Source organism: Streptomyces sp. NPDC048516 (assembly GCF_043199875.1).
Lineage (GTDB): Bacteria > Actinomycetota > Actinomycetes > Streptomycetales > Streptomycetaceae > Streptomyces.
Genome location: NZ_JBICWS010000009.1, coordinates 1 through 21,971 on the forward strand (window position 1 = coordinate 1; position 21,971 = coordinate 21,971).

Genomic DNA, 21,971 nt, shown 5'->3' on the forward strand with positions numbered 1-21,971 from the left:
GCCAGAAGGGCGTCCAGGTTTGTCGTCACACACGAGCCAACGGGCGCCCTTCGCCATGGTCGCGGCCAGCACAAACATCGGACTCATTCATCTAGCCCTCGATGACCCCGAATCGTCCACCGAGCTGGTGGAGCGCTTCAGCCGGGACACCGCGGCGGAGGTACGGCTGCGGGCAGCAACCGACCCCCGGCTGACGGTTGCCTCGGCCGTCCGGATGCTCGACGACGGGCACGAGCGAGTACGGCACGCGGCCGCCATGCACCCGCAGTTGCCCGCCCGGGTACTGGTCCAGCTGCTGCGCGACACGGACACCGCGCAAGCCGCAGCCCAGCACCCGATGCTGCCCGTCGCTGTGATGGAGCGGATGATCCCGTGATGTCGGCTTCAACCTCGCTCGTGTGCCCGTGCTCTTGTTCCGCGACCACCGATTGCGGTCGCACCAGAGTGATTCGATGCCGCTTGTGGAAGTGACCCATGCGCCGGGCGTCGCTGAATCGAAGCTCCGAGAACTCGGGTCGGTGCTGCCGTACCTGGTCATCGGCGCTGGACCTCTCTTGGGCCCGGCGAGGCTCCGATGGGTTCCGCTGGGGGTCCGAAGGGGTTCCGCTGGGGCTTCGCGGGGCTGTGAGAAGGGGGCGGCACAGGGCCACCCCCTTCTCACCGCGCGGAACGTCGTGGGGCGGTGACCTGCTACCTCCGCCTCCGCCTCCACCTCCGACGAAGACGGCGCTTGTCCGGTAGCGCGAGCTGTCTCACGGGTGGCGGCACCCCGTCACCGCTCGGTGGCACCTTCAGCCTTCTCGGCGCTCTCGACGCTCACGTCTTCCCCGGCCTTGTTGAGGTCCCGCGCGATGCCCTCCATATGACGCGCGAAGACGGTCGCGGCCTCGGGGTTCATACGGGTCAACGCGACCATGCCGGTGACGATGACATCGCAGACCTCGGCCTCGACGTCCTCCCAGGTGTGCGAGTGACCCTTCCGGGGGTTCTGCCCCATGGCCCCGATCACCGCCTCGGCGACCTCGCCGGCCTCCTCCTGGATCTTCAGCAGTTGCAGCAGGATGCGCTGTTCGCGAGGGAGCGTGGAGTGGTCCTCCAGGCGTTCGGCAAGGCGGGCGATCGTCTGCCAGGTCTCGGTCATCTGTGTCTCGATTCATCTCGTACGGCCGGGGTTCAGCCGGCCAGGGAGCGTGAGCGTCATCGGCGGGAGTAGCGGCCCCGGCATCTGGTGGCGCATGCCGGGGCCGCCGACGATGCTTAGCGGTCCTTGGCCAGGGCTACGAGCTCGGCGAACAAGCCGCCGGCATGGAGCAGGTCGTCATAGGTGCCGTCCTCGATCACGCGGCCGTGCTCCATGACGATGATCCGGTCAGCCAGACGCGTGTTCTCGAGCTGGTGGGTCACGACGATCGTCATGCACTCGGCGGCCAACCGCTTGACCTTCAGGAAGATTTGGTGCTCACCGCGGGCGTCCATCTGCGAGGTCGGCTCGTCCAGGATGAGCAGCGGAGTCTGCCGGTACAGCGCGCGGCCGCACACCAAACGCTGCCACTGCCCGCCCGAGAGTTCCACTCCGCCGTACAGCTCCCGGGCCAGGAGGGAGTCGAGCCCGTTCGGCAGTTCCTCGACGGTCTCGCGCATGCCGACGGCGTCGATGGCCTTCCACACCAGGTCGTCGTCCCATGTCTTGGGCTGGCCGAGCGTGATGTTCTCGCGGACCCGCAACGGCCAGGTGGCGAAGTTCTGCGGTACGAGCGCGGTCCGCTTCCACACGGCGTCGACGTCGGCACGGGCCAGGTCGGTGCCGTCCCACAGGACGCGGCCTTTGTCGGCGAGGAGGATGCCGGTGATGAGCTTGGTGAGCGTGGACTTGCCGGAGCCGTTCTCGCCGACGATGGCCAGGATCTCGCCCCGGCGCAGACGCAGGGAGACGCCGTCGACGGCGGGCTGTTCCTTGCCCGGGTACCGGTAGACGACGTCGTCGAGCCGGATCTCGTGCACCTCCTCCGGGATCGTCAGCGCACCCCGCTCGGGGGCGCGCTCGGTGGCCATGGTGAGGAAGGCGCGCATGTCGGCGAGGTAGAGCGAGGTGTGGAACATGGCGGCGCCCTGGATGACGACCTGGGAGAGCGCGGCGAGGGCGGTTTGTACGGCGACGAGGGCGGTGGCGGCGACGGGAAGAGGGACGCGGCCGGTGCCGGCCAGCCAGGCGAGTGTGGCCCAGGTGCCCATCAGGAAGATGCCGCCGAGGGCGCCGGCGGTCAGGTCGATGCGCAGCCGCCGCGGGGCGGAGCTCAGGGTGCGCTGGTCGATGCGCTCGGACAGCGCCCGGTACCAGTACAGGAGGTAACCGGTCATGCCGTTGGCGCGGACCTCGTCGCCGTAGCGGGGCATGGTGGCCCACCAGCGCATCATGCCGCGTACGTTGCGGTCGCCGATGTTCAGGTAGTGCGTCTCGTAGTCCACGCGGGCCCGCAGGATCGCGCCGGTCCCGGCCGGGAGCACGGCGAGCAGGAGAACCGGGAGCATCATCCAGTGCAGGACGGTGATGACGCCGCCCGCGGCGACCATCCGTACGACGGCGGCCATGAGCCGCTGGGCGTCGTCGACCATGGTGGCGGTGCGGACGGTGCCGATCTCCGCGGCTTCCTGCCGGTCGGAGAATCCGTCCTCGCTGTAGGCCGCGGCCTCGACCCGGCAGGTGGCGGCGACCAACGCCACATCGGCCTCGGTCATCAGCCGGGGGGTGATACGGCTGGAGGCATAGGAGGCGAGGGCTGCGCTGATGCGTCCCGTGCCGGCCGCGAGGGCGAGCACGGCCAGGGCGGGCAGGGCGCCGTGCAGGCGTTCGGAGACGGGGGCGGCCGCGAGCAGATGCGTCATCGCCCTCGCGGTGAAGGCGAGCAGGACGGCGGCCGCAGCCCCGGTGAGGATCTGGCAGAGCACGAGAAGCAGGACGGCGGCGCGGTCCACGGCCCACGCCATCCGTACGGTGTCGCCGAGGACGGCGGGAAGGCGGCTGCCCATCTTGAAGAAGCCGGCCTCTGCCAGCGGATTCTTGCCGAACTCACCCTCGAACTCGATGGCCGCAGGGGGCGGCGGGGGAGGCGTCTCCTCATGGGCGGTCAAGGCGTCGGTCACAGTCACCTGCGTCCCTCCTGGGGCCGGTGCCGCACCTGGATGGCTCGGCAGTGCACGGCCTAACGACCCCCACAGGGAATCGAACGCGCTCGATTCCGGACGCGTGCGAGGCCGGGCGCGGCAAGGGCTCGAACGCGTGGGCGCCTTGCTGGGGCCGCCCTCCTGACGGCGGGGATTGGCCGAATCGCCGCTATCCGGAACGCGTGAGACACATGGGATTTCGCCACCGGAGCCGGTCGAGTCCGTCCGGGCAAGCCCAGGGCAGCTGGAGACCGTCCGGGGGCTGCTCCTCGGGTGCACGGCCGCGCGCTCAGGGCGTGTTATCTGAGCGGCCCCTGCTCGTCGATGAACACGGTGGGCGTGGACAGGAACACCTCGGAGTCCACCGGGCCGTAGGCGATGTTGAACGTGTCCAGCCAGTACGACCAGTCCTGCGCCCCTGCCGTGCTGCTGAAGCGGTAGTTGAGCTGCCAGCGCACCCACTGGCCGGGGGCGAGGCACACTGCAGGGGGCCGTCGTGGCCGGGGCGGCAGGGCGAACAAGGGCTCCACCCGGGGCAGGACCCGCAGCCGTCCGTCGGCTTCACGGAGCTGGACGTCGACTCTGCCGCGATCTTGCTGGGTGTCATACGGCTCGAAGCCGTCGCGCTCGTGCAGACGAATCACATGTGCGGAGTCGGCCACGGCAGGCGGGAGCGCAAAGCCGATCGGGGCCGCGTTCCTGCGTGAAGCAGCCTCCCCTGCCCTGGACTTCTTCGTCCAGGACGTCCGAATCCACTGGACGGCGGTCTCCATGGCGCCCCCGCCGACTCGTCGAGACTCCCACTCTGTGTCCGTGCCCGCATCGTTGCTTGCGTCCCCTCCGAGGTGTGCGCACTCTCTTGGTGTCGGCCGCCCCAAGGCTAGGGAGCAGCGGGAGGGAGCTTCATACGGGAGGGAGCTTATGCGGGACGCCACAAGCCGATCAGCTACCGGAGCACCCCACTCAACCATCACGGACCTCCCGAGGTCCGGTATAGGCCTCTCGATGCCCGGCACAACGAAATGTACGTACCGGTGGGACCGGTGGGACCGGTGGGACCGGTGGGACCGGTGCCAGAGAACCACGTCGCCTGTCCACGGCGGCTGTCCACGGCGGGCTGTCAACGGCGGCACTCTCGTATCCGGGCGATCAGTAGCCTCACCCCCATGGGACTGGACATCACTGTGATGATCGTCGACTGGTCATGGCTGGGGGAGGCGCCACCTCGGGAGCGGCTGTCGCGGTTGAGGGAGGCCTGGTACGCCGACGAGACGGGGCTGTGGGACCACGACGCACCTGCGGTCACGGGCGACTGGGAATGGCCGCGGGGGCCTGACGCCGCCTTCTTCGCCGTGTACGAGTTCCTGCGCACCTGCGGCTCTTTCAAGCCCCACTTCTGGGCCGGGGAACGGTGGGAATCCCTCCGCGAGCATGCCGATCCGATGGTGCGGACCGGGCTGGACACCTTTCTGCAGGGACTGATCTGGGACGGGCCGGCCGGTGCGGCAGAGCACACGGACCCGGGCTTCTTCAGTGATGAACCAGTTGCATCAGTTGACCCAGTTGAGTCGCTTGACCCAGATGAACCAGGAGTCTCCTACGGCCTGCTGGTCGGGCGGTCGCCGGACAGTGTCCGGGAATTGGCCGCGGCATGGGAGGGGGCGCGGCCCCTGCTCGGCGGGTTGCGCTGGGCCTTTGACGAGCACGCCGCCGATCCCGCGATCCGTTGGTTCCGCGACTTCGAGGCGTTCACCGGCCTGTTGGAGGAGTGGGGCCGCATCCTCACCGAAGCATCCCGCCGGGGCTGGGGCGTCGTGGGGCTGAGCGAATAGCTGCCCCGGCAAGGGACCTGACGCCATCAAAGCTCAAACTCAGCCCCAGCTCTCGCCGCTGACGAGGGAGGAGCCGAAGTGACGCGCGGCGACGGAGGTGATCGCCGGCACGGGTCCTTCCTCCGCCATGTGTTTGAAGGTGTGGACGAGGCAGGTGTGCACCGGGTGGACCGCGCCGCCGGGCGCCCCGGAGTCATCAGTGGCGAGGGGCCGGACTTGCCGGTGGGCCAAGGCGAAGCAGACCAGCGTGGTGCGGTGGTCCGCGAACCGGAACTGGTCAACGGGCCCGGTTGCCGAAGTCGAGACAGTCGAAGACGACGGCGACGTCCTGATCCCCGTACGGCGCTTGTTGCAGGGCCGGAAGGGCTTCGAGGATCGCGTCTCCACGAGCGAGCAGACGGACCTGTTCGTTCGAATCGCCCCACGGGGGCGGGGCGTTGTCCCGGAACTCTTCAGGACCCCCTCATCCGAACGCAGCAGCGTGCCCACGGCCGGGCGGTCCCAGCGCGCCTGCCCGCTGACGCTGCCCCAGTTCAGGCTCGCGTTGACGCAGAGTTCGCCCGCAAGCAGCGCCCAAGGTGTACGGACCACACGCTCGCGCGCCAGGTCGACCACAAGCCGGCCGAAAGCCTCCCGAGGCAGCAGGACCGGCTCTTCAGGCGCCATGAACGCATCGGTCCAGATTCCCATGCGACAGGTTGTAACAGAGCGAATCCGGTGTGGAGTCAACCCGCTGTGTCACGACGTTGCGTGAGGGCGGATCACTTCTGGGCATCGTCGAGGTCGACGGCTCGGTACCTGCATCATGAAGTTGCCTACCGGAAGGCTCCAACCCGCGTCTCAGGATTTTCCTTTGAGGCGAACACCTCCGCCTGCCAAGCGGGAATCTCTGCCCGATCAGCAGAGAAGCACTCCACACAGAAAGCGGAAACCGGAAACCGGAAAGGGGAAACCCGGACCCGGAATCCAGGAAACGGGAACCAGGAAACGGGAACCTGGCAGGATGTGGCGGATGCGAGCAGGCGATCGAGAGCTACCCAAAGGGCGAGCGGGTGCCCGTCCCCACTGGGCCCGACCCGGAAGGACTGGCCAGGGCAGTGGCGGACGGACTCGGGCAGCCGCGGGGAAAGGTCACCGTCGAGGATCTGCCCGACGGCGACCAAAGGGTGGACTGAGCCGTGGGGGGCGTGCCCTGGCCGGACCGGTACGGCGCCTTCCAGGTTCCGGGGCGGTCGTTCTGTCGGCCTGTTGCCCTGTTGCCCTGTCGTTCTGTCGGCCTGTCGCTCCGTCGGCCATCTCGGCGCAGGCCGCCGCGGGGCCCAGAGCAGCGGGCGTCTCGGCCACGGTGCTGCCGCCCGCCACCGCGCCGACCACTCGGGGCGCGGGGACAGCGGCCCCGGTGAAGTCCACGCGCCATTCGGGGTGTTGCCGACGACATCGAGACGGTGCCGGCGAAGGCCCGGGGTGGCCGCCTGTACCAGCAGCGCCGTCAGCTCTGCACGGTCGCCGGTCTGGGCCTTGACCAGCATCGCTTCGGCGGTTTCGGCGTACGGGACGAACAGGGCCGTCCCATCGGGGCGGAATCCGCCCACGGCCCGTCGGGGTCGCGCGCAGAGTCGAGCCGGCTGCGCCCGACGCCCCGACGCCCCAACGTCCCAACGCCCCAACGTCCCAACGCCCCAACGTCCCAACGCCAAGTGACGAAGCGGGCCTCTGCGTCAGCAGGCAGGTGAAGTCGGAGCTGGGGGAGGCGCTCGACGGACCTCCTCTCCAGCGGGTGGCGAACGGGAGCGGCCCCCTTCGCCACCCGAGCGCCGCTGCCTGCACTTCCGCACACCCCTGCTGTCACACCGTCAGGTCTCGCTCCGGAAACCGTTGGGCAGTACATCGCTTCGAGGTATACGATCCCGAAGCTTTTGATGTCACTCAGTAGTCGACAGCCCGGGGCTCGTCGGGCCCGGGCGATGCTCGACTCGAAACCAGGGCGGGAGATTCGTGACAGCAATTACGGGTTTCGAACCGACGGCACGAGTTGGCCATCCGCGGCGGCGCGCAGCTCGTCGCATCGCTTCAGGCGCGGCATTTCTGGTCATGGGAATGGTATCGGTGATGAATCTTGCGATACCGACGATCTCTACCAGCGACCTGCACCCGTCGGCGACCCAGTTATTATGGGTCGTCGACGGATACACCATAGTCTTTGCCTGCCTATTGGTTCCGGCGGGCGCGCTCGCGGACCGTTATGGGCGAAAAGGGTTTCTGCTCGTCGGCCTGACTGTATACGTCATCGGCTGCCTGGCCTCCGGGCTGGCCCCGACGATCGCATTGCTCCTTGCCGCGCGTTTCTTCACCGGCCTGGGAGCGGCATTTGTGTTTTCGACGACGCTGTCGATCATCGTGAACATCCATACGGAGCAGGAACGTCCCAAGGCGGTCACGGGGTGGACGGTCGCCGTCCAGGCCGCCGGCATGGTGGCTGCCACAGCCGGCGGGGCTCTGGTGCAGTTCGGCGGCTGGCGCATGATGTTCCTGGTGTTCGCCGTCCTGGCGTCATGCGCCACCATCTGCGTCGCGACGTACGTGCCCCGAACGCAGAACGTGGACACGAAGGTGGACCTCGCCGGATCGGCGCTCCTGATCGTCGGCCTGACCAGCCTTCTCTACACGATCATCGAGGGTTCCGAACTGGGCTGGACCTCGTCGACCGTCATTGCCTCCGGAATCATGGGGATCGCGGTCATCGCGTACTACGCGGTGCGTAGCTGGGGCAAGAGGCATGCACTCCTCGACACGGCGCTCTTCCGCATCCCGAAGCTCCGGGCCGGGACCGTCGGAGTAATGGTCGGCTTCCTGGCAATGTTTGCGCTCTTCTACGTCAATTCCCAGTATCTGCAGTTCGCCAAGGGGTACACACCGCTGGTGGCCGGCCTCGCCACGATTCCTATGCCCCTGTGGAATTCCGTGGTCTCGGCGAAGAGCCTGCGTATTGCCGACCGCATCGGCGCGCGTGCAACCATTGCGTCGGGCCTGGCAATCCTGGTCCTCGGCTTGTCTCTGCTGTCAACATTGACCGCGGCGACGCCCTACGCGGTTCTCATCGTCTACCTGCTGCTGATGGCAACGGGAATCGGTCTCTCCGCACCACTGCTGTCCAATGCCATCATCGGCTCCCTGCCCGCGAACCGTGTGGGGGCCGGATCGGGCCTCAACAGCCTCATGCGCGAGCTCGGGGCAGCGATAGGCATTGCCACCATGGGGACGATCATCCAGGCTCACTTCTTCTCCCGCATCGCGGGCGGCGAGCCGCAGTCGTCCGTCTTCTCCAGATTGCTGACCAGCGGCAACACAGACATGGTTGAGAAGTTCGTCAGCTCAGTGGATCTGGGATACCGGACGATCGGCGTCGTTCTGCTGGTGGTGTCGGTGTTCGTCATCGCCTGGTTCCGGAACGAGAATTTAGCCGAATCCGCATAACCGCTGACCGAGAACGCCGCGTCAGCGCATCGCGAACCGGGAGACGGGTCCTGCATCGCGGGCGAGGCCCGGTGCCGGGGACGAACCCTGGGCGTCCGGGGACTTCCAGGCCGGGTCCGGCGCCATGCCCATGGTGTGCGTGAAGTCGCCGAAGTGTATCGCTGGCGGTGATCACGATCCGGGCGGGAGCGGCGAAGCCGCCCTCGTAGCAGGCGCACGAACAGGTGGTTGGCGAGTACGTTGACGGCGAAGGCGGACTCGATCCCGTCGGGTGTCTCGGTGAGCGCATTCGTGTACTGCATGCCCGCGTTGCCCACAAAGGCGCGCGGCGGCGGGAGTTCACCGCGGACGAGCCGGTCGCGGATCTGGGCGGCGGCCGAGTCGGCGCTCTGCAGCGAGCCGAGGTCCGCCGAGACGTGCGAGACCGTGTGTCCGCCCGCGCCGAGCTACGCGGCCAGCCGCGCGCCGGAGGATCCGCGGGCGACGACGAAGAGGTGTACGTCCGGCGACCGGCGCGGGACGGGCTCCGCGGCGACCCGGCCGACCCCGCGGCTCGCGCCCGTCATCACGATCCGGCAGAGGGTCGTCGACACGCGGCACCACCTGCTGTCGCCCTACCGCAAGCGCGGCATCCCCGCGGTGGGCGTGCTCGATGCCCGCGCGGCCTCGTACTTGGCCCAAGTAGATTGATCACACGTCTGGATCGAGTTGAAGGGTCGGGGCCACGGCTTTGGAGATCAAGCCGATCGGGGAAGTTGTCGCGGGCCGCACCGACGTCGCCGATGACTATTGGGGTGGCATCGAGTCGGTGATCCAGCTCGACGAGGCCGAGTTCCTCCACCGAGCCAGAAGGCCCTCACCTCGTTCAAGCACCCAGCAAGCGTGTCTCTTCACCCTCCGGCAGCCCTGGCAACCCACCAAGCCGACCGACGACTGAGCCCGCCCCTTCGGCCTTCCCCGGGCGCAGCCCGGGCCGCAGAAGCCAAGATCCACTGCTTGCCGATCTTCTTGGGGCAAGTACTCGCGCGCGAGCGTGTGCGGTGCATCGACAGCGCTCTGCGTCATGCGAACCATGATACCGGGGCCACTGACAACGGGCTGTGCTGCTCTCGCCGGCGGCGCTTGGACGTACAGTCGTCGTTGTTGGTCTCAGGTGTCCGCGCACGAGGATGTGCCGGAGTGAGGACAAGGGCGGGGGTGGGGGCGCGATGAATCCCGCGGAGGCGCCGTTCCTGCTGGTAGTCGAGGACGTCTTCCCCCTGAACCAGGGCAGGTTGATCCGGGTGACTGGCCGGGTCGAGCGCGGTCGGGTCCGCACAGCCGACGAGGTGCAGATCGTGGGTTTCGGCGGCGGTGCCATCACCCGGGTCTCCCGTATCGAGGGGTACCGGCAACACGTCGAGGAAGCGCATACGGGCATGAACGTGGGCCTGCTCCTGCCAGGCGCGACGGTGGAAGGCATCGAACGGGGACAGGTGCTCGCAGCCCCGGGCTCGATCGGCGCACGCATCGCCTTCGATGCGGAGATCGCGTTGCTGCCGGAGGACCAGGGTGGTGCGGAACTGCGAACCGGCGGGAGCCTGGACTTCTACATCCACGCCGGCGCCGTACGGGGCATCGTGACTTTGCCTCATGGGATGCGCACCCTGCACCCGCTCCATACGGCCACAGCGACGGTCACGCTCGAACGCCCCGTTGCTCTTGAGAACGGCCGGCGTTTCGTCTTCCGCCATCACGGTCGCGCAGGCGGCTCGGGGACGGTGACTCGGCTCCTGCCTTGAGCCTCGCGGGCGAAGTCGCGGCCGTATGGCATTGCCGGCCGAGCAAGGCCCGGGCAAGAGCGCTGGGCCAAGGGGATTGGCCTTCAAGGGTGTGAGCATCGGATTCATCAGCGTGAGCACAGAGGAGCCGAACAGGGGCGAGAAGGAGCCGAGTTGGGTCGTTGAATACCACTTCTAGCTGTACGACAGCGATACCTTCCCGCTGCCGGATCGCCCCCACGGTGGCCCGGACAAGGCGTTTGCCGGTCTTCAGTCCGGCGCATGGACGGGGCAAAGCCTGACCACGCCACCGGTTATATGACGTCGCTGTGGTCCTGACTCTTGCGGCGCCAAGCCGACGGGGTGCAGCCGCGGGTGCGCTTGAAGGCGACGCTGAAAGCGAAGGGGTCACGGTAGCCGACGTTGCTTGCCACGGTGGCAACGGTTGCGGTGGTGTCCTGGAGCAGGTCGGCTGCGATGGTCATTCGCCAGTTCGTGAGGTAGGTGAGTGGGGGTTCGCCGACAAGGCCGGTGAAGCGTGCGGCGAAGGCGGCGCGCGACATGCTGAGTTCGGCGGCCAGGTCGCCGACCGTCCATGGGTGGGCGGGGTGTGCATGGAGGACCTGCAGGGCGTCGCCGATGGCGGGATCGGTCAACGCTCGGCACCAGGAGGGCAAGGTGGTGCTCGGGCCGGCACACCATGCTCGTAGGGCGAGGACGAGTGTGAGGTCCAAGAAGCGGCGCAGGACGGCGTCCTGACCGGGTTCGTCGCGCCGCGTCTCACCGCTGAGCAAGTCCAGCACTGGTGCCGTCCGCGGCCCGGTCGGCACGATCGCAAGCGGCGGGAGCATATCCAGCAGTCGATCGGCGACGTCACCGCGGAGTTGGTAGGCGCCGCGGAGCATGATCGTCGCGTCGGGCGAGCCGTCACCGTAGGTCCGGGGAGCCAGGCTGTGGTGGTCCGCCGGCACGTCGCCGCTTCCTGCGAGGTACTTCCGGCCCTTGTGGATGACGTACTGCGGAGGGGTGTCGGGGCTGTCGGCGATCGTGTAACGGTTCGTCCGGGTAATGAGGGCGACGTCGCCTGGGTTGAGGTGCGCGAGTGATGCGCCCTCGTCATCGAGACGGATCACGGCGGGGCCGCCGAGGGTCGCCACGACCGTGAGCGGAGGAGCATCGGCGTAGGTCATCGACCAAGGGGGCGGCTGAATGAGCTGCTTGATGTGTGCGTCTCTGGCTTGAGCCCGGAACAGGAGGTCGCTCAGTACGTCCATGCGAGCAACGTAGACGAACACAAAGAGATCACCGACGTTCGCCCATGGATCGTCTCACCGCGATGGCGTTGTGTGGACCACATGACCTTTGCGCTCGTCCCTGATGACCACAAGACCACTCGCCACCCTGCTCTGCGCCATCCACGAGCCTCCGGCAAGTCGACCTTGCAGGGGGCATAGTGAACCGGGACGACACCCAGCGCACATTGCCCGGCGCCGGGCGAGCCTCCACACGGAGCGCGACGAGTCTGCCGGCGCGCGACTGGGTCGTGCTCGTTCTCACGTGCACGGCTCAGTTCATGTGCGTCCTCGACGACACGATCGTCAACGTCGCGCTTCCCGCCATCCAATCCCACCTCGGCGTCCGTGGCATGACACTGCCGTGGGTGGTCAACGGCTATCTGGTGACCTTCGGCGGCTTGCTGTTACTCGCCGGTCGTGCTGCCGATCTGTTCGTTCGCCGCAACGTATTTCTGACAGGTCTCGCGGTATTCGGTGCTGCCTCACTTGGGTGCGGCCTGGCGGCAAGCCCGGCGATGTTGATTACTGCCAGGGCCGTACAAGGTGTGGGCGCGGCGTTGATGTCCGCGGCCGCTTTGACGATCTTGAGCGTGACGTTCACCGGCTCCGAGCGCCACCGTGCATTCGGTGTGTGGGGCGCTCTGTCCGGCACGGCGGGAGTCTTGGGCATGCTGCTCGGCGGCACACTGACCACCTGGCTGAGCTGGCGGTGGGTGTTCCTCATCAACGTGCCGATCGTCCTCACCGTCGTCGCGCTCAGCCCGCGCGCCATTCCCGCAGCACGGACCAGGGAGCGGCGCCCGCTCGACATACCCGGGGCGATCACCGGCACCGGCGGGATCGCGCTGCTCACCTTCACCGTGGTGAACGTCGAGCAGGCGGGATGGGCTTCTCCGGCCACGCTCGGCTGCTTGGCCGGCGTCGTCGCGCTGCTGATTCTGTTCGTCCTGGTGGAAGCGCGGCATCGCGTGCCGCTTCTGCCATTGCACGTCTTCCGGCGACGCAACGTCGTCGGAGGCGTGGTCTGCGGGATGCTCCTCGCCAGCGCGATGCTGGCGTTGTTCTTCTTCCTCACGCTGTACTTGCAGCAAGTCCTGGGCTACAGCGCATTCCAAACCGGTCTGGCCTACCTGCCGATGTCGGGCATGGTGATTTTGGTAGCCGGAGCTGTGGCCCCGCAGCTCGTGAGCCGTTTCGGGGTCAGGCGCGTCCTGGCTGCCGGATTCGCGTTGCTCGCCACATCGCTGATGTGGTTCGCCCAGATCGACGTCGACACCCATTACCTTCCGAATCTCCTTGTTCCTGCGCTCATTGCCGGGGCCGGACTCGGTGCAACTCTGGTGGGCGTCGTGACCACGATCATGCAGGCCCTCAGCGGCGAGGAGGAGGCTGGTCTGGCCTCCGGTCTCGTCAGCACCACCCAACAACTGGGTGGCGCACTCGGTATCGCCTCCCTCTCCGCCGTCGCCTTCGCGCAAGTCGACGGCGGCACGGCCGAGACACCGATCAGCGCGTCCGACAGCGCGAGGGCACTCATCGAGGGCTTCCAACCGGCCTTCTACGCCGCGGCCGGGCTCACCCTCGCCGGCATCGCAGTCGCCCTGCTCACCACCACCTCCGACACCGCCCGTCGACGGTAGCCCTCGCGTCCCGGGAGGCGTCGTCACGGCGTGGGCGGGCTCCAGGACCGATCCACAACCCCGCACCGCAGACTGCAAGCGTCTGCGGCCTGGGCGAGCGAGCAAAGGTCCAGACCTCCTACGGCTAGGCAGTCTCGGCTCCGGCTCCACCAATCCGCGGCCGACGCCGGAGGCGCCTCGCCCGGGCGAGGCCACTGCCGGCGCCGCATCTTCACCGGACACGTCACCTCGCCCACCGGACTGCCTGGCACGGGCGTGCCCTTGATCTGGAATCCCGTACGCCCAAGTTGCCGAATGCGTTGCGCAGAGGGGCGTCGCGGAACTGGGCTGTTCCTGGAGGGGCATGTGGGCGGATGGATCCCGGAAGACGGGATGACCCTGGAGTGGCGCTGTTCCTTCAAGCGTCCGTGGTCCTGGCCGTCGTGCAATGCCGGGCTGTGCGGCCGGCCGGAGAGCCGGGAGCGTCCCGGGGCGGCGAGTCAGTCACCGCAGGCGCACCCGGTGGCCGCCCCGGCTGATTCGGCCGCTACGGGGCCAGGGCAGCAGGTGTTTCCGCTGAGGACTTCGCTCTTGCCCATCTGGTCGGCATCGGCTTTGACGGCGTAGACCTCCCAGGGGCTCCTTGCCGGGGCCGTGCACCCAGACCTTGTCCTGGAGGGCGTAGCAGCAGGAGGTGTCGTTCTCCTCGAAGGTCGCAAGCCCCGCTTCCTTGAGGCGGCCGGTGGCGGCTGCGACCTGCTCGGTGGAGGTCACCTCGACGCCGAGGTGGTCCATTCGGGTCTCCTGGCCGGCCTCACCTTCGATCAGGACGAGCTTCAGCGGCGGCTCGGTGAGGGCGAAGTTGGCGTAGCCGGGGCGGCGCTTGGCCGGTGTGACGCCGAACAGCTTGGAGTAGAACTCCACCGAAGCGTCGAGGTCGGGAACGTTGAGGGCGAGCTGAACGCGGGACATGACACTCTCCCCATCTCGTTGTATTGATATTCGTCGATTCAAGCTTGCGCCCTGGATTGAAGTTTGTCAACATAGACGCATGTCGAATCAAGAGCTTGAGGTGCTCGGCCAGACCCAGGAGTGCTGCCCGGGTCTGCTGACCGCGCCGCTGGACGAGGACCAGGCCACCGACCTGTCGAGGGTCTTCAAAGCCCTGGCCGATCCGGTGCGGTTGCGGCTGCTGTCGATGATCGCCTCCCGGGCCGGCGGCGAGGTGTGCGTCTGTGACCTGACACCGGCTTTCGACCTGTCCCAGCCGACGATCTCCCACCACCTCAAGCACCTGCGGCAGGCCGGACTCATCGACTGCGAACGCCGCGGGACATGGGTGTACTACTGGCTGCTGCCTGAGATGACCGACCGCCTCGCCGGCATCCTCACCCGGCCCGTCGGCCAGCCCCTTCCCCAGACCGGCCAGACGCCTGCAGGGGCCGCCTCATGACCGCGAAAGCAACGGCCCGGACCGCGGCCGCGGGTCCGGTCGCCGCCCGCCTGTCGTTCCTCGACCGCTTCCTGGCGGTGTGGATCCTGCTGGCCATGGCCGCCGGGCTCGGCCTTGGCCGCGCGGTGCCGGGACTGGGCGACGCGCTGGCGAAGGTGACCGTCGCCGGCGTCTCCCTGCCGATCGCGCTCGGCCTGCTGGTGATGATGTATCCGGTGCTGGCCAAGGTCCGCTACGACCGCCTGGAGACCGTCACCCGCGACCGCCGCCTGCTGATCCCCTCCCTCGTGATCAACTGGATCCTCGGCCCGGCCGTGATGTTCGCCCTCGCGTGGATATTCCTGCCCGACCTGCCGGAATACCGGACCGGGCTGATCGTCGTCGGGCTGGCCCGCTGCATCGCCATGGTCATCATCTGGAACGACCTGGCCTGCGGCGACCGCGAAGCCGCCGCCGTCCTCGTCGCCCTGAACTCCGTCTTCCAGGTCCTGGCCTTCAGCCTGCTGGGCTGGTTCTACCTCTCCGTCCTGCCCGGCTGGCTCGGCCTGCAACAGACCGGGCTGAACGTGTCGGTGTGGGAGATCGCCCGGAGCGTGCTGATCTTCCTCGGCATCCCCCTGGCCGCCGGGTTCCTCACCCGCCGCCTGGGCGAGAAGGCCAAGGGCCGCACCTGGTACGAGACGAAGCTGATCCCCCGCATCGGCCCCTTCGCCCTCTACGGGCTGCTGTTCACCATCGTCGTGCTCTTCGCCCTCCAGGGTGAGGCGATCACCTCCCGCCCGCTGGACGTCGTGCGGATCGCGCTGCCGCTGCTGGTCTACTTCGCGCTCATGTGGGCCGGCTCGATGGCGCTGGGCAAGGCCGTCGGGCTGGGCTATCCGCGGACCACGACGCTGGCGTTCACCGCGGCCGGCAACAACTTCGAACTCGCCATCGCGGTGGCCATCGCGACGTTCGGCGCGACGTCCGGACAGGCCCTGGCCGGCGTCGTCGGACCCCTCATCGAGGTACCGGTCCTGATCGGCCTGGTCTACGTCGCCCTCGCCGCCCGCCGCCTCTTCCCCCACGCCGCCGCCCCGGCCGCCGAGCCGGCCGGCCTCAAGGAGCCCGCCCGTGACTGACCCCCGTAAGCCGTCCGTGCTGTTCGTGTGCGTCCACAACGCCGGGCGCTCCCAGATGGCCGCCGCCTTCCTCACCCACCTCTCCCAGGGCAAGGTGGAGGTCCGCTCGGCCGGCACCGCCCCCGCCGACGCCGTGAACCCGGCCGTCGTCGAGGCCATGACCGAAGCCGGCATCGATATCTCCGCCCAGACCCCGAAGCTGCTCACACCCGAGGCAGTGCAGTCCTCGGACGTCGTGATCACCATGGGCTGCGGCGATGCCTGCCCCGTCTTCCCCGGCAAGCGCTACCTGGACTGGAAGCTCGATGACCCCGCCGGCCAGGGAGTCGACGCCGTCCGCCCCATCCGCGACGACATCCGGCAACGGGTACGCGGCCTGCTCACCGAACTCGGCATCCAGGCCCGCGCATGAGCGCCGCCATCGCCGAGAGCGTCACGGCGATGCGGCCCGACCACGCCGATCAGGTCCCGGCCATCTACCAGCTCGGCATCGACGAGGGCAACGCCACCTTCGAGACCACCGCCCGACCTGGGAGTGGTTCGATACCGCCAAGCTGCCCGAGCACCGCCCAGCCGCCCTCGACACCGGCGGCCGGGTCCTGGGCTGCCGTGGTCCCGGTCTCCGACCGGTGCGCCTGCCCGGCGTCGTCGAACACCCCCTCTACGTCCGCCCCGAACGCCCGCGGCAGCGGGGTGGGGCTCACCCTGCTTCAGGCACTGTTCGCCTCCACCGACGCAGCCGGCAGCTGGACGGTGCAGTCCGGCATCTTCCCCGGGTGCTCGAAGGGCCACCCCGCGATTCGAAGGACCACCCCGGGACCGGGGCGTGCGGACGCTACCGTCCGGTGTAGGTGAACTCGTCGTCCGGGCTGGTGGGAGAGGTGGCCTTGCCGACCGTCACGGTGATGTTCACCGTCTGCTGGACGTCGAACAGATCGGGCGCTGTCGCGGTGATCTGGCCGGTGGAGACGAACTGGACCGAGCCGGATGCCTTGTCCTTGAAGTGCACGGTGGCGCCATTGGCGAAGCCCGAGCCGTTGATGGTGACCGGGGTGCCGACCTTTCCGCTGGTCGGGCTGACCGCACTGACCACCACAGGCGCGGGTCCGCCATAGGCGAACTGCCCCATGGCGACGGCCGGGGAGGTGCCGAGGGTGTTGGTGACGCGGACGTGGACGACGCCGGTTCCGTTGGGGACCTTGGTGGTGATCTTGAGGCCGGAGGGGTCGATGACGGTGTCGCGGTCGGCGCAGGCGAAGTGGCCGAAGTCGACCTTGCTGTCCTGACTGAAATCCTTGCCGTTGATGGTCACCGTGTCGCCCGCGGCGCCGAAGGTGGGGCTCACGCCGGTCACCACCGGCGGCGAAGGGACCGCAGGCGCCCCCACCAGGTCCAGGTAGGTGGAATTGGCGTGCTGGAAGGCGACCTGGCCGAGGAAGTCCTGGGTGGTCTTGTTGACCAGGTTCTTGGCAAGGCTCGTGTACTTGGTGTTCATCGGGTAGAGCGTGCCGGGCTGGACGTAGGCGTTGCCCTTGGTGCGCTTGGCGATCGTCCCGATGAGCAGCTTCACTTCGTTGGTCGCCTGCGGTCCCGGGCTCGGGTACCAGCCGGTGGTGGTGTCGAGATCGGCCCACGCGTGCGGTACCAGGTCGTAGGCGTTGTTCTGGCGCTCGTTGATGGTCCACGGCACGGAGTTGAAGTAGTCGACGAAGCTCTGCCCGCCGGCGGTGGGAGCGGCATAGGTGATCACCGCGAACTTCGGCTGTTTCGGCAAGGTCTGTGCCTGCAGGTACGGCGCGAGCATGGTGGCGATGCAACCGCCCAGGCTGTGACCGGTCAGGTAGACGGTCGGCTGCGGCGAGGCGGGCGCCGCCTTGAGCGCGATGGCGAGAGCCTGCTCGAGCGTGGCGTTCGGGGTGGGGGAGGCGATCGAGCGGGCTTTGGCAACCCGTTCGAACGCATCCTTCGCCCCCTTGGAAACGGTGATGGTCTTCGGCGATCCGCTTTCGGGGAACGGGACGACCGTGCCGACGTCGAGGTCCTCGAGGATGTCGGTCAGATCGGCATCCGTTCCGCGAGCGACCACGGCGAACTCGTTCGAGCCGTTGGTGCTCCGTGCGAGGTAGGCCATATTGGCGTTGGCCCCGCTCAGGGCGAGCCACACCAGCTCCCACTCGCCCTGCGTCGCAAGGCTGCGGTCGCCCAGCTGCGCGTTGATGCCGGTGATGATGCGTTCGGTCTGCTGCTCCAGGGTCTCCCCGGACGGACGCGGGGTGGCCCCGGTGGCTGCGAAGGCAGCCAGGGTCATGGTCACCTGGGCGATTGTCGGATCGGGTGCCATCGTCGATCTGCTCCTCGAATGTTCTGCCGGTGCGGAGGCGAGACGGCCTATCGGCAGCATCAGGGCAGATCTGCGCCGAACCGACCGTCAGATGGGATCGGCACAATCAGACCTCTCTCCGCAATGTCCGGCGCCTTTCGTGCCTTCAGGCGGACCAGGTTCACCGTGTTGGCCCTTCGCCATACGTGTGGGCGATTCGCCGAGCCACGCTGCTATTCGCTGACCTGCGAGGACGGCCCGGTTGTTCCCGCATTCGGGAATGGTGACTCCGGCGCGGTGGGTGGGGCACTCCTCTCCGGCCCTCACGCTCGGTTACTGTGCTCGGACTCTTTGCCGGCAGGCGGGGCAGGCGTGGTGGCCGCGGTGTCCGTAGCGGTTGATGGGTGCGCCGCAGCCGGCGCACGGGCCGATGTGCCAGGGCGGGCAGTTGAGAAGTTGGGCGGCCTGTTGGCGTTCGTCGGGTGCGAGGACGAGGCGCTGTTCCTGGCGGGGGATGCGGTACAGGTGTGTGGGGACTTCATCCCAGGTGTGGGGTGCGGCGGCTGCGCGAGTGGCGCGGTGTCGTCGGGCATCGTCGAAGACGTGGGTGCGCTCTCCATAGCGGCACCGGGTGTCGAGGTCTTCGCCGGTGAAGGTGAGTTGTCCGTCCTCGGGTTGATCCGTGTCGTCGAGGTCCGGTTCGGGCGGGCCGACGATCTCGCGCCAGCGGGCCCGGTCCTGTTCGGGGACCCACATCCGCGCAGCGAGTCGGGCATCGCGCGGGTCGGGTATCCGCATCGGCACCCAGCTCCCGGTCGCGCTCGTGACGACGAGCTCGTCCAGCTGCAGTGTCGGCTTCGGGGGCAGGCACAGGGCGGGCAGGTCCCAGTGGGCGTGGAACCCGCCGCAGGTCCGCATGCCTGCGGAGCCTGGGCAGGGGCGCTGGCTGTTCTCGTCGCAGCGCCACTCCTGCAGGTTCCTGGCGCCGGCCCGGACCAGTATGGATTTCCGGCTGGCGATGACATGCCAGGGCTGGTCGTCGACCAGCACCCAGGGCGCCCGGTCGACGAGTGCGGAGGTCCCGTCACTCGTCACCCATAACGGAGTGATGCCGTGTTCGACGGCTCGCGAGGAGCGGCGCCGGACGGTGGCTGCCGTGATCGGGGAGTACTGCGCTTCCCACCCCACCTTCCCCGCCGGCCCGGCGATCAGGACGTCGGTGCGGATCCGCCCGTCATCCGACCTGGCCTCCAGGTCCGCGCTCAGGCCGTGGTCCCGGGCGGTTCGGGCGATGCGTTCCTTCATCGCCTTGTGCTTGTCCGACTCCTCGGCCGTCGCTTTCGTCCGCAGGGGGAGGTGCGCCGCGACCAGGGTGGTGGCTCCGTCCATGGTGCGCCGGCGGATCGCCATCCACGGGGTGCGGCCCTCGCCCTCGGCCTGGCAGATTCCGTCCTCGTGGTGCTCCACGCACTCGAGGAGGTGCCGGTCCCGGACCCCGACGGGGCGCGTGATTTCCTCCAGCAGGCCGGGCCGGTTTGGGTGTCCGAGGTCCGCATGCGTGAGGTGGACGACGATTTCGTAGCCGGTGTGCCAGACGCCGTTGGCCATGCGTTCGAGGTTACGAAGGTCGCTCACTGTCCGCTAGAACGCATTCGCCCTCCGGAGAGGGGGAGTTGCAGTACAACGCACCCCGCCCAGCAGGGGCGACGATGTCCACGTGCGTTGCGGAAGGGCAGGAAAATGGAGGGCCGTCATGTCGGCCTGGGACAGCCGGTGCCCAGGGTGGGGCGTCTGCAGTCGCGCGTGATGCGATTATCGAAAGCGTCGAGGGAGGCGAGATGGGGGATACGGGTGCACCTTGTGGGGAAGAGGGCGTGGAAGAATTCTGGGAAGAGATTGACGCTGGTCACCGGCTCGTGGGTCCACCGCCCGATCTTCCTCCGCCGCTGACGGTGACAGCCGCTTCTCCTCAACGTTGAGCGGCTCACCCGGGAGAGCCTTGAGCATCTGATTGTGGCGCTGGCCTGTGAAGTTGAGGGGGCGATCCGGTCCCGGCTGTACGGCCAGGAAGGGGCAGAAGCAGCACGACATCGATGTCGTGGGGTACTTCGACGATGACAGCCTCACCGTCTATCAGTCCAAGCGCTGGAAGAGTTTCACCGCCGATGACCTCTCCGACGCGGTTCGGATGTATGCCGAAGGCACCTGCCCCTTCGATGCCACTCGCTTCGTGCTCGTCACCACTGCCTATGTCGGCGACACCGCGGTGGAGGACCGTCTTCATCAACTGCGTACGGACTACCACTCGCTCGACATTGAGCTCTGGGGCCCGCAGCAGCTCTCCGACATGCTCTTCCCGCAACGCAGTTTGGTTGCCCGCTTCTTCGGGCCGACCACGGCTGAGGTGTTCTGCGTAGGCGATCCGAAGCCCGCCCCGCAGCACACTCCGTCGATGGTTGGCTCACCGATCCGGGACTTCACCGATCCGTTCGCACTGGAGGTACACCGGGTCATCGAGGCCGAAGAAGGCGGCCTTGGCGACCGGCCGACCCTGCTGCCGCCCTACATCAGCCGGGAACACGACATAGAGGTGGGCAAGCTCCTCGCTTGGGTCGCCGCAGAACAGAGCGCTTGCTGGCCGTGCTCGTTGGCGAATCCTCCACGGGCAAGACACGAGCATGCTGGGAAGCCATTCAGTCACTGCCCGACGACTGGCGGCTCTGGTATCCGATTGCCCGGAGCCCAGCGGAGGCGCTCCTCGCCGGCGTGCAGTCCGTCGGGCCGCGGACCGTGATCTGGCTGGACGAAATCGAGCCCTACCTGACGTCGCCTCAACTGGGCGAGCAAGCGGCCACGGCGCTGAGGGAGCTACTGAAGGATCCGCCCCCCCGCCCGGTCGTGGTCCTGGCAACAGCCTGGCCGAAGCAATGGGACCGACTCACCCTGCCGCCGGCTTCGGGTGCACCCGATGGGCACCGGGAAGCCCGCGCGCTGCTTATCGGGCATAGTGTCCTCGTTCCACGCTCGTTCGATGAACCAGCCCTGCTGGAAACGCGCAGAGCAGCGCATGGGGACCGACGGCTGGCAGAGGCGCTTCACCGGGCCCGTGACGGACGGATCGTGCAGTACCTCTCCGCCGCCTTCGCCCTCATGGAGCGCTACACGACCGCCCCGGCCGCCGGGCAGGCCGTGATCCACGCAGCCATGGACGCCCGCCGGATCGGCTGCAGCGGAGCACTGCCTAGAACCCTGCTGGAACTGGCCGCTGTCGGCTACCTCACCGATGCCGAATGGGACGCCCTAAATGGCCGCGCTGCTCACGTCGGTCGGCGACGGGCAGCAGCAACACGCAGAGGCTCCGTCCTGGTTGGGCGGAGCCTCTGGGAAGACCGAGCGATGTCTATCTGGGCGGGTGGAGCTCAGGGCCGGCGGACCTTGCTGCTGTCACTCCTCAGAGAATTCATGGGTGGCGCGGCGATAGGGCTGAGAGACTGCTGCCAGGCGCTGCGGGGGCCACAAATCGTCCCTCTCATTCAGAGCTAGTTCGCCTCCACGACGCAGTAGCCAGATGACCTCAAACTGAAAGTGCAGTACTGCCTCGCCGGGGGCTCGGCTCAGCAGGCCGGACACCAGCCGGATCATGTCAGTCTGCTGGTCAGAGGCCCCCCTAGACCTACCGAGTTGAAACCGCACGGAAGCTGTCGGGGTGAACCCGAGATCGGTGATTACGGGGTTCCAGGGCTGTGGCTTCTCCTCGCCTACGCAGACCCACAAGCCCGTCTGGGTAACAGCACCTTCGTCTAGTAGCAACTCGGGGGTGACAGATTCCTCGAACATGCGAACGGACCGTGCGGCGTCGTGCAGATGCCAGGCGACTTCTAGCGCGGTTTTTTCCGTCGCCATGTCGAGGCTATAGGAAACAGACATGCAGATTT

The 21,971-nt window shown here is 67.9% G+C and carries 21 protein-coding genes and 1 pseudogene; 12 read left to right on the top strand and 10 right to left on the bottom strand.

What is annotated here, in order from left to right; translation table 11 throughout:
* The first annotated feature begins 19 nt into the window (after positions 1-19).
* Positions 20-376: a hypothetical protein gene (locus tag ACGFR7_RS19025; protein ID WP_393320199.1), complete on the top strand. Its 357-nt coding sequence runs from the start codon at positions 20-22 to the stop codon at positions 374-376.
* A 396-nt stretch (positions 377-772) separates the two neighbouring features.
* On the opposite strand, the gene ACGFR7_RS19030 is transcribed toward ACGFR7_RS19025, so the two are convergent.
* The 3 genes from ACGFR7_RS19030 to ACGFR7_RS19040 all read right to left on the bottom strand — a co-directional run bounded on the left by ACGFR7_RS19030 (position 773) and on the right by ACGFR7_RS19040 (position 3,935).
* Complete coding sequence (locus tag ACGFR7_RS19030; RefSeq protein WP_393320201.1) at positions 773-1,141, bottom strand: MazG-like family protein; 369 nt, start codon at positions 1,139-1,141, stop codon at positions 773-775.
* A gap of 116 nt (positions 1,142-1,257) precedes the next feature.
* On the bottom strand, positions 1,258-3,141 hold the full coding sequence (locus ACGFR7_RS19035; protein ID WP_393320992.1) for an ATP-binding cassette domain-containing protein: 1,884 nt from the start codon (positions 3,139-3,141) through the stop codon (positions 1,258-1,260).
* Positions 3,142-3,461: 320 nt separating this feature from the next.
* A complete protein-coding gene (locus ACGFR7_RS19040) occupies positions 3,462-3,935 on the bottom strand; it encodes a hypothetical protein (protein WP_393320203.1) in 474 nt (157 codons plus the stop codon).
* A 393-nt stretch (positions 3,936-4,328) separates the two neighbouring features.
* Between ACGFR7_RS19040 and ACGFR7_RS19045 the strand changes: the two genes are divergently transcribed.
* Positions 4,329-4,994 carry a hypothetical protein gene (locus tag ACGFR7_RS19045; protein WP_393320206.1) on the top strand — a complete coding sequence of 222 codons (666 nt, stop codon included), beginning with the start codon at positions 4,329-4,331 and terminating at the stop codon, positions 4,992-4,994.
* Between the two features lie 39 nt (positions 4,995-5,033).
* Here ACGFR7_RS19045 and ACGFR7_RS19050 read toward each other — a convergent pair whose 3' ends face one another.
* Positions 5,034-5,684 (bottom strand): hypothetical protein, encoded by a 651-nt coding sequence (locus tag ACGFR7_RS19050; RefSeq protein WP_393320209.1) that lies wholly within the window; start codon positions 5,682-5,684, stop codon positions 5,034-5,036.
* Between the two features lie 362 nt (positions 5,685-6,046).
* Between ACGFR7_RS19050 and ACGFR7_RS19055 the strand changes: the two genes are divergently transcribed.
* The gene (locus tag ACGFR7_RS19055; protein ID WP_393320212.1) at positions 6,047-6,169 is read left to right on the top strand and encodes a hypothetical protein; all 123 of its coding nucleotides are present in this window, start codon (positions 6,047-6,049) and stop codon (positions 6,167-6,169) included.
* Positions 6,170-6,989: 820 nt separating this feature from the next.
* A complete protein-coding gene (locus ACGFR7_RS19060; RefSeq protein ID WP_393320215.1) occupies positions 6,990-8,468 on the top strand; it encodes an MFS transporter in 1,479 nt (492 codons plus the stop codon).
* Between the two features lie 446 nt (positions 8,469-8,914).
* On the opposite strand, the gene ACGFR7_RS19065 is transcribed toward ACGFR7_RS19060, so the two are convergent.
* The gene (locus tag ACGFR7_RS19065; RefSeq protein WP_393320218.1) at positions 8,915-9,061 is read right to left on the bottom strand and encodes a hypothetical protein; all 147 of its coding nucleotides are present in this window, start codon (positions 9,059-9,061) and stop codon (positions 8,915-8,917) included.
* Positions 9,062-9,198: 137 nt separating this feature from the next.
* Here ACGFR7_RS19065 and ACGFR7_RS19070 point away from each other — a divergent pair, with 137 nt between their 5' ends.
* Together ACGFR7_RS19070 and ACGFR7_RS19075 are read left to right on the top strand one after the other, a co-directional pair.
* Positions 9,199-9,405 carry a hypothetical protein gene (locus tag ACGFR7_RS19070; RefSeq protein WP_393320221.1) on the top strand — a complete coding sequence of 69 codons (207 nt, stop codon included), beginning with the start codon at positions 9,199-9,201 and terminating at the stop codon, positions 9,403-9,405.
* A 271-nt stretch (positions 9,406-9,676) separates the two neighbouring features.
* Positions 9,677-10,249, top strand: a complete 573-nt coding sequence (locus ACGFR7_RS19075; RefSeq protein WP_393320224.1) for an EF-Tu/IF-2/RF-3 family GTPase — start codon at positions 9,677-9,679, stop codon at positions 10,247-10,249.
* Between the two features lie 293 nt (positions 10,250-10,542).
* On the opposite strand, the gene ACGFR7_RS19080 is transcribed toward ACGFR7_RS19075, so the two are convergent.
* The gene (locus tag ACGFR7_RS19080; RefSeq protein WP_393320227.1) at positions 10,543-11,502 is read right to left on the bottom strand and encodes an AraC family transcriptional regulator; all 960 of its coding nucleotides are present in this window, start codon (positions 11,500-11,502) and stop codon (positions 10,543-10,545) included.
* Between the two features lie 179 nt (positions 11,503-11,681).
* Here ACGFR7_RS19080 and ACGFR7_RS19085 point away from each other — a divergent pair, with 179 nt between their 5' ends.
* Positions 11,682-13,163 carry an MFS transporter gene (locus ACGFR7_RS19085; protein WP_393320230.1) on the top strand — a complete coding sequence of 494 codons (1,482 nt, stop codon included), beginning with the start codon at positions 11,682-11,684 and terminating at the stop codon, positions 13,161-13,163.
* A gap of 479 nt (positions 13,164-13,642) precedes the next feature.
* Here the strand turns inward: ACGFR7_RS19085 and ACGFR7_RS19090 are convergent.
* Positions 13,643-14,114, bottom strand: a pseudogene (locus ACGFR7_RS19090) (ArsI/CadI family heavy metal resistance metalloenzyme).
* Positions 14,115-14,193: 79 nt separating this feature from the next.
* Between ACGFR7_RS19090 and ACGFR7_RS19095 the strand changes: the two are divergent.
* From ACGFR7_RS19095 to ACGFR7_RS19110, 4 genes are read left to right on the top strand one after another with little or no spacing between them, the layout of a single operon-like run.
* Positions 14,194-14,595 (top strand): ArsR/SmtB family transcription factor, encoded by a 402-nt coding sequence (locus tag ACGFR7_RS19095; RefSeq protein ID WP_393320233.1) that lies wholly within the window; start codon positions 14,194-14,196, stop codon positions 14,593-14,595.
* Entirely contained in the window at positions 14,592-15,716 is a 1,125-nt protein-coding gene (gene arsB, locus ACGFR7_RS19100; protein WP_393320235.1) for an ACR3 family arsenite efflux transporter, read from the top strand. Before ACGFR7_RS19095 ends, arsB begins: the two co-directional genes overlap by 4 nt.
* Positions 15,709-16,128, top strand: a complete 420-nt coding sequence (locus ACGFR7_RS19105; RefSeq protein WP_393320238.1) for an arsenate reductase ArsC — start codon at positions 15,709-15,711, stop codon at positions 16,126-16,128. Before arsB ends, ACGFR7_RS19105 begins: the two co-directional genes overlap by 8 nt.
* Positions 16,125-16,571 carry a GNAT family N-acetyltransferase gene (locus ACGFR7_RS19110; RefSeq protein ID WP_393320241.1) on the top strand — a complete coding sequence of 149 codons (447 nt, stop codon included), beginning with the start codon at positions 16,125-16,127 and terminating at the stop codon, positions 16,569-16,571. The genes ACGFR7_RS19105 and ACGFR7_RS19110 overlap by 4 nt, the downstream gene beginning before the upstream one ends.
* On the opposite strand, the gene ACGFR7_RS19115 is transcribed toward ACGFR7_RS19110, so the two are convergent.
* Together ACGFR7_RS19115 and ACGFR7_RS19120 are read right to left on the bottom strand one after the other, a co-directional pair.
* Positions 16,552-18,024 (bottom strand): IPT/TIG domain-containing protein, encoded by a 1,473-nt coding sequence (locus tag ACGFR7_RS19115; protein WP_393320995.1) that lies wholly within the window; start codon positions 18,022-18,024, stop codon positions 16,552-16,554. The genes ACGFR7_RS19110 and ACGFR7_RS19115 overlap by 20 nt on opposite strands.
* Before the next feature lie 345 nt (positions 18,025-18,369).
* The gene (locus ACGFR7_RS19120; RefSeq protein WP_393320244.1) at positions 18,370-19,644 is read right to left on the bottom strand and encodes a hypothetical protein; all 1,275 of its coding nucleotides are present in this window, start codon (positions 19,642-19,644) and stop codon (positions 18,370-18,372) included.
* A gap of 490 nt (positions 19,645-20,134) precedes the next feature.
* Between ACGFR7_RS19120 and ACGFR7_RS19125 the strand changes: the two genes are divergently transcribed.
* Positions 20,135-20,830, top strand: a complete 696-nt coding sequence (locus ACGFR7_RS19125) for a hypothetical protein (RefSeq protein ID WP_393320247.1) — start codon at positions 20,135-20,137, stop codon at positions 20,828-20,830.
* Positions 20,831-21,480: 650 nt separating this feature from the next.
* Here the strand turns inward: ACGFR7_RS19125 and ACGFR7_RS19130 are convergent.
* Positions 21,481-21,963, bottom strand: a complete 483-nt coding sequence (locus ACGFR7_RS19130) for a SitI3 family protein (RefSeq protein WP_393320250.1) — start codon at positions 21,961-21,963, stop codon at positions 21,481-21,483.
* Positions 21,964-21,971: the final 8 nt, after the last annotated feature.

What these genes read in the sequence shown, in the direction of transcription:
- ACGFR7_RS19045 (WP_393320206.1), top strand. Translation starts at nt 4,329, where the DNA reads ATGGGACTGGACATCACTGTGATGATCGTCGACTGGTCATGGCTGGGG.
- ACGFR7_RS19030 (WP_393320201.1), bottom strand. Translation starts at nt 1,141, where the DNA reads ATGACCGAGACCTGGCAGACGATCGCCCGCCTTGCCGAACGCCTGGAG.
- ACGFR7_RS19050 (WP_393320209.1), bottom strand. Translation starts at nt 5,684, where the DNA reads ATGGGAATCTGGACCGATGCGTTCATGGCGCCTGAAGAGCCGGTCCTG.
- ACGFR7_RS19120 (WP_393320244.1), bottom strand. Translation starts at nt 19,644, where the DNA reads ATGGCCAACGGCGTCTGGCACACCGGCTACGAAATCGTCGTCCACCTC.
- ACGFR7_RS19130 (WP_393320250.1), bottom strand. Translation starts at nt 21,963, where the DNA reads ATGTCTGTTTCCTATAGCCTCGACATGGCGACGGAAAAAACCGCGCTA.
- arsB (WP_393320235.1), top strand. Translation starts at nt 14,592, where the DNA reads ATGACCGCGAAAGCAACGGCCCGGACCGCGGCCGCGGGTCCGGTCGCC.
- ACGFR7_RS19075 (WP_393320224.1), top strand. Translation starts at nt 9,677, where the DNA reads ATGAATCCCGCGGAGGCGCCGTTCCTGCTGGTAGTCGAGGACGTCTTC.
- ACGFR7_RS19115 (WP_393320995.1), bottom strand. Translation starts at nt 18,024, where the DNA reads ATGACCCTGGCTGCCTTCGCAGCCACCGGGGCCACCCCGCGTCCGTCC.
- ACGFR7_RS19080 (WP_393320227.1), bottom strand. Translation starts at nt 11,502, where the DNA reads ATGGACGTACTGAGCGACCTCCTGTTCCGGGCTCAAGCCAGAGACGCA.
- ACGFR7_RS19040 (WP_393320203.1), bottom strand. Translation starts at nt 3,935, where the DNA reads ATGGAGACCGCCGTCCAGTGGATTCGGACGTCCTGGACGAAGAAGTCC.
- ACGFR7_RS19110 (WP_393320241.1), top strand. Translation starts at nt 16,125, where the DNA reads ATGAGCGCCGCCATCGCCGAGAGCGTCACGGCGATGCGGCCCGACCAC.
- ACGFR7_RS19095 (WP_393320233.1), top strand. Translation starts at nt 14,194, where the DNA reads ATGTCGAATCAAGAGCTTGAGGTGCTCGGCCAGACCCAGGAGTGCTGC.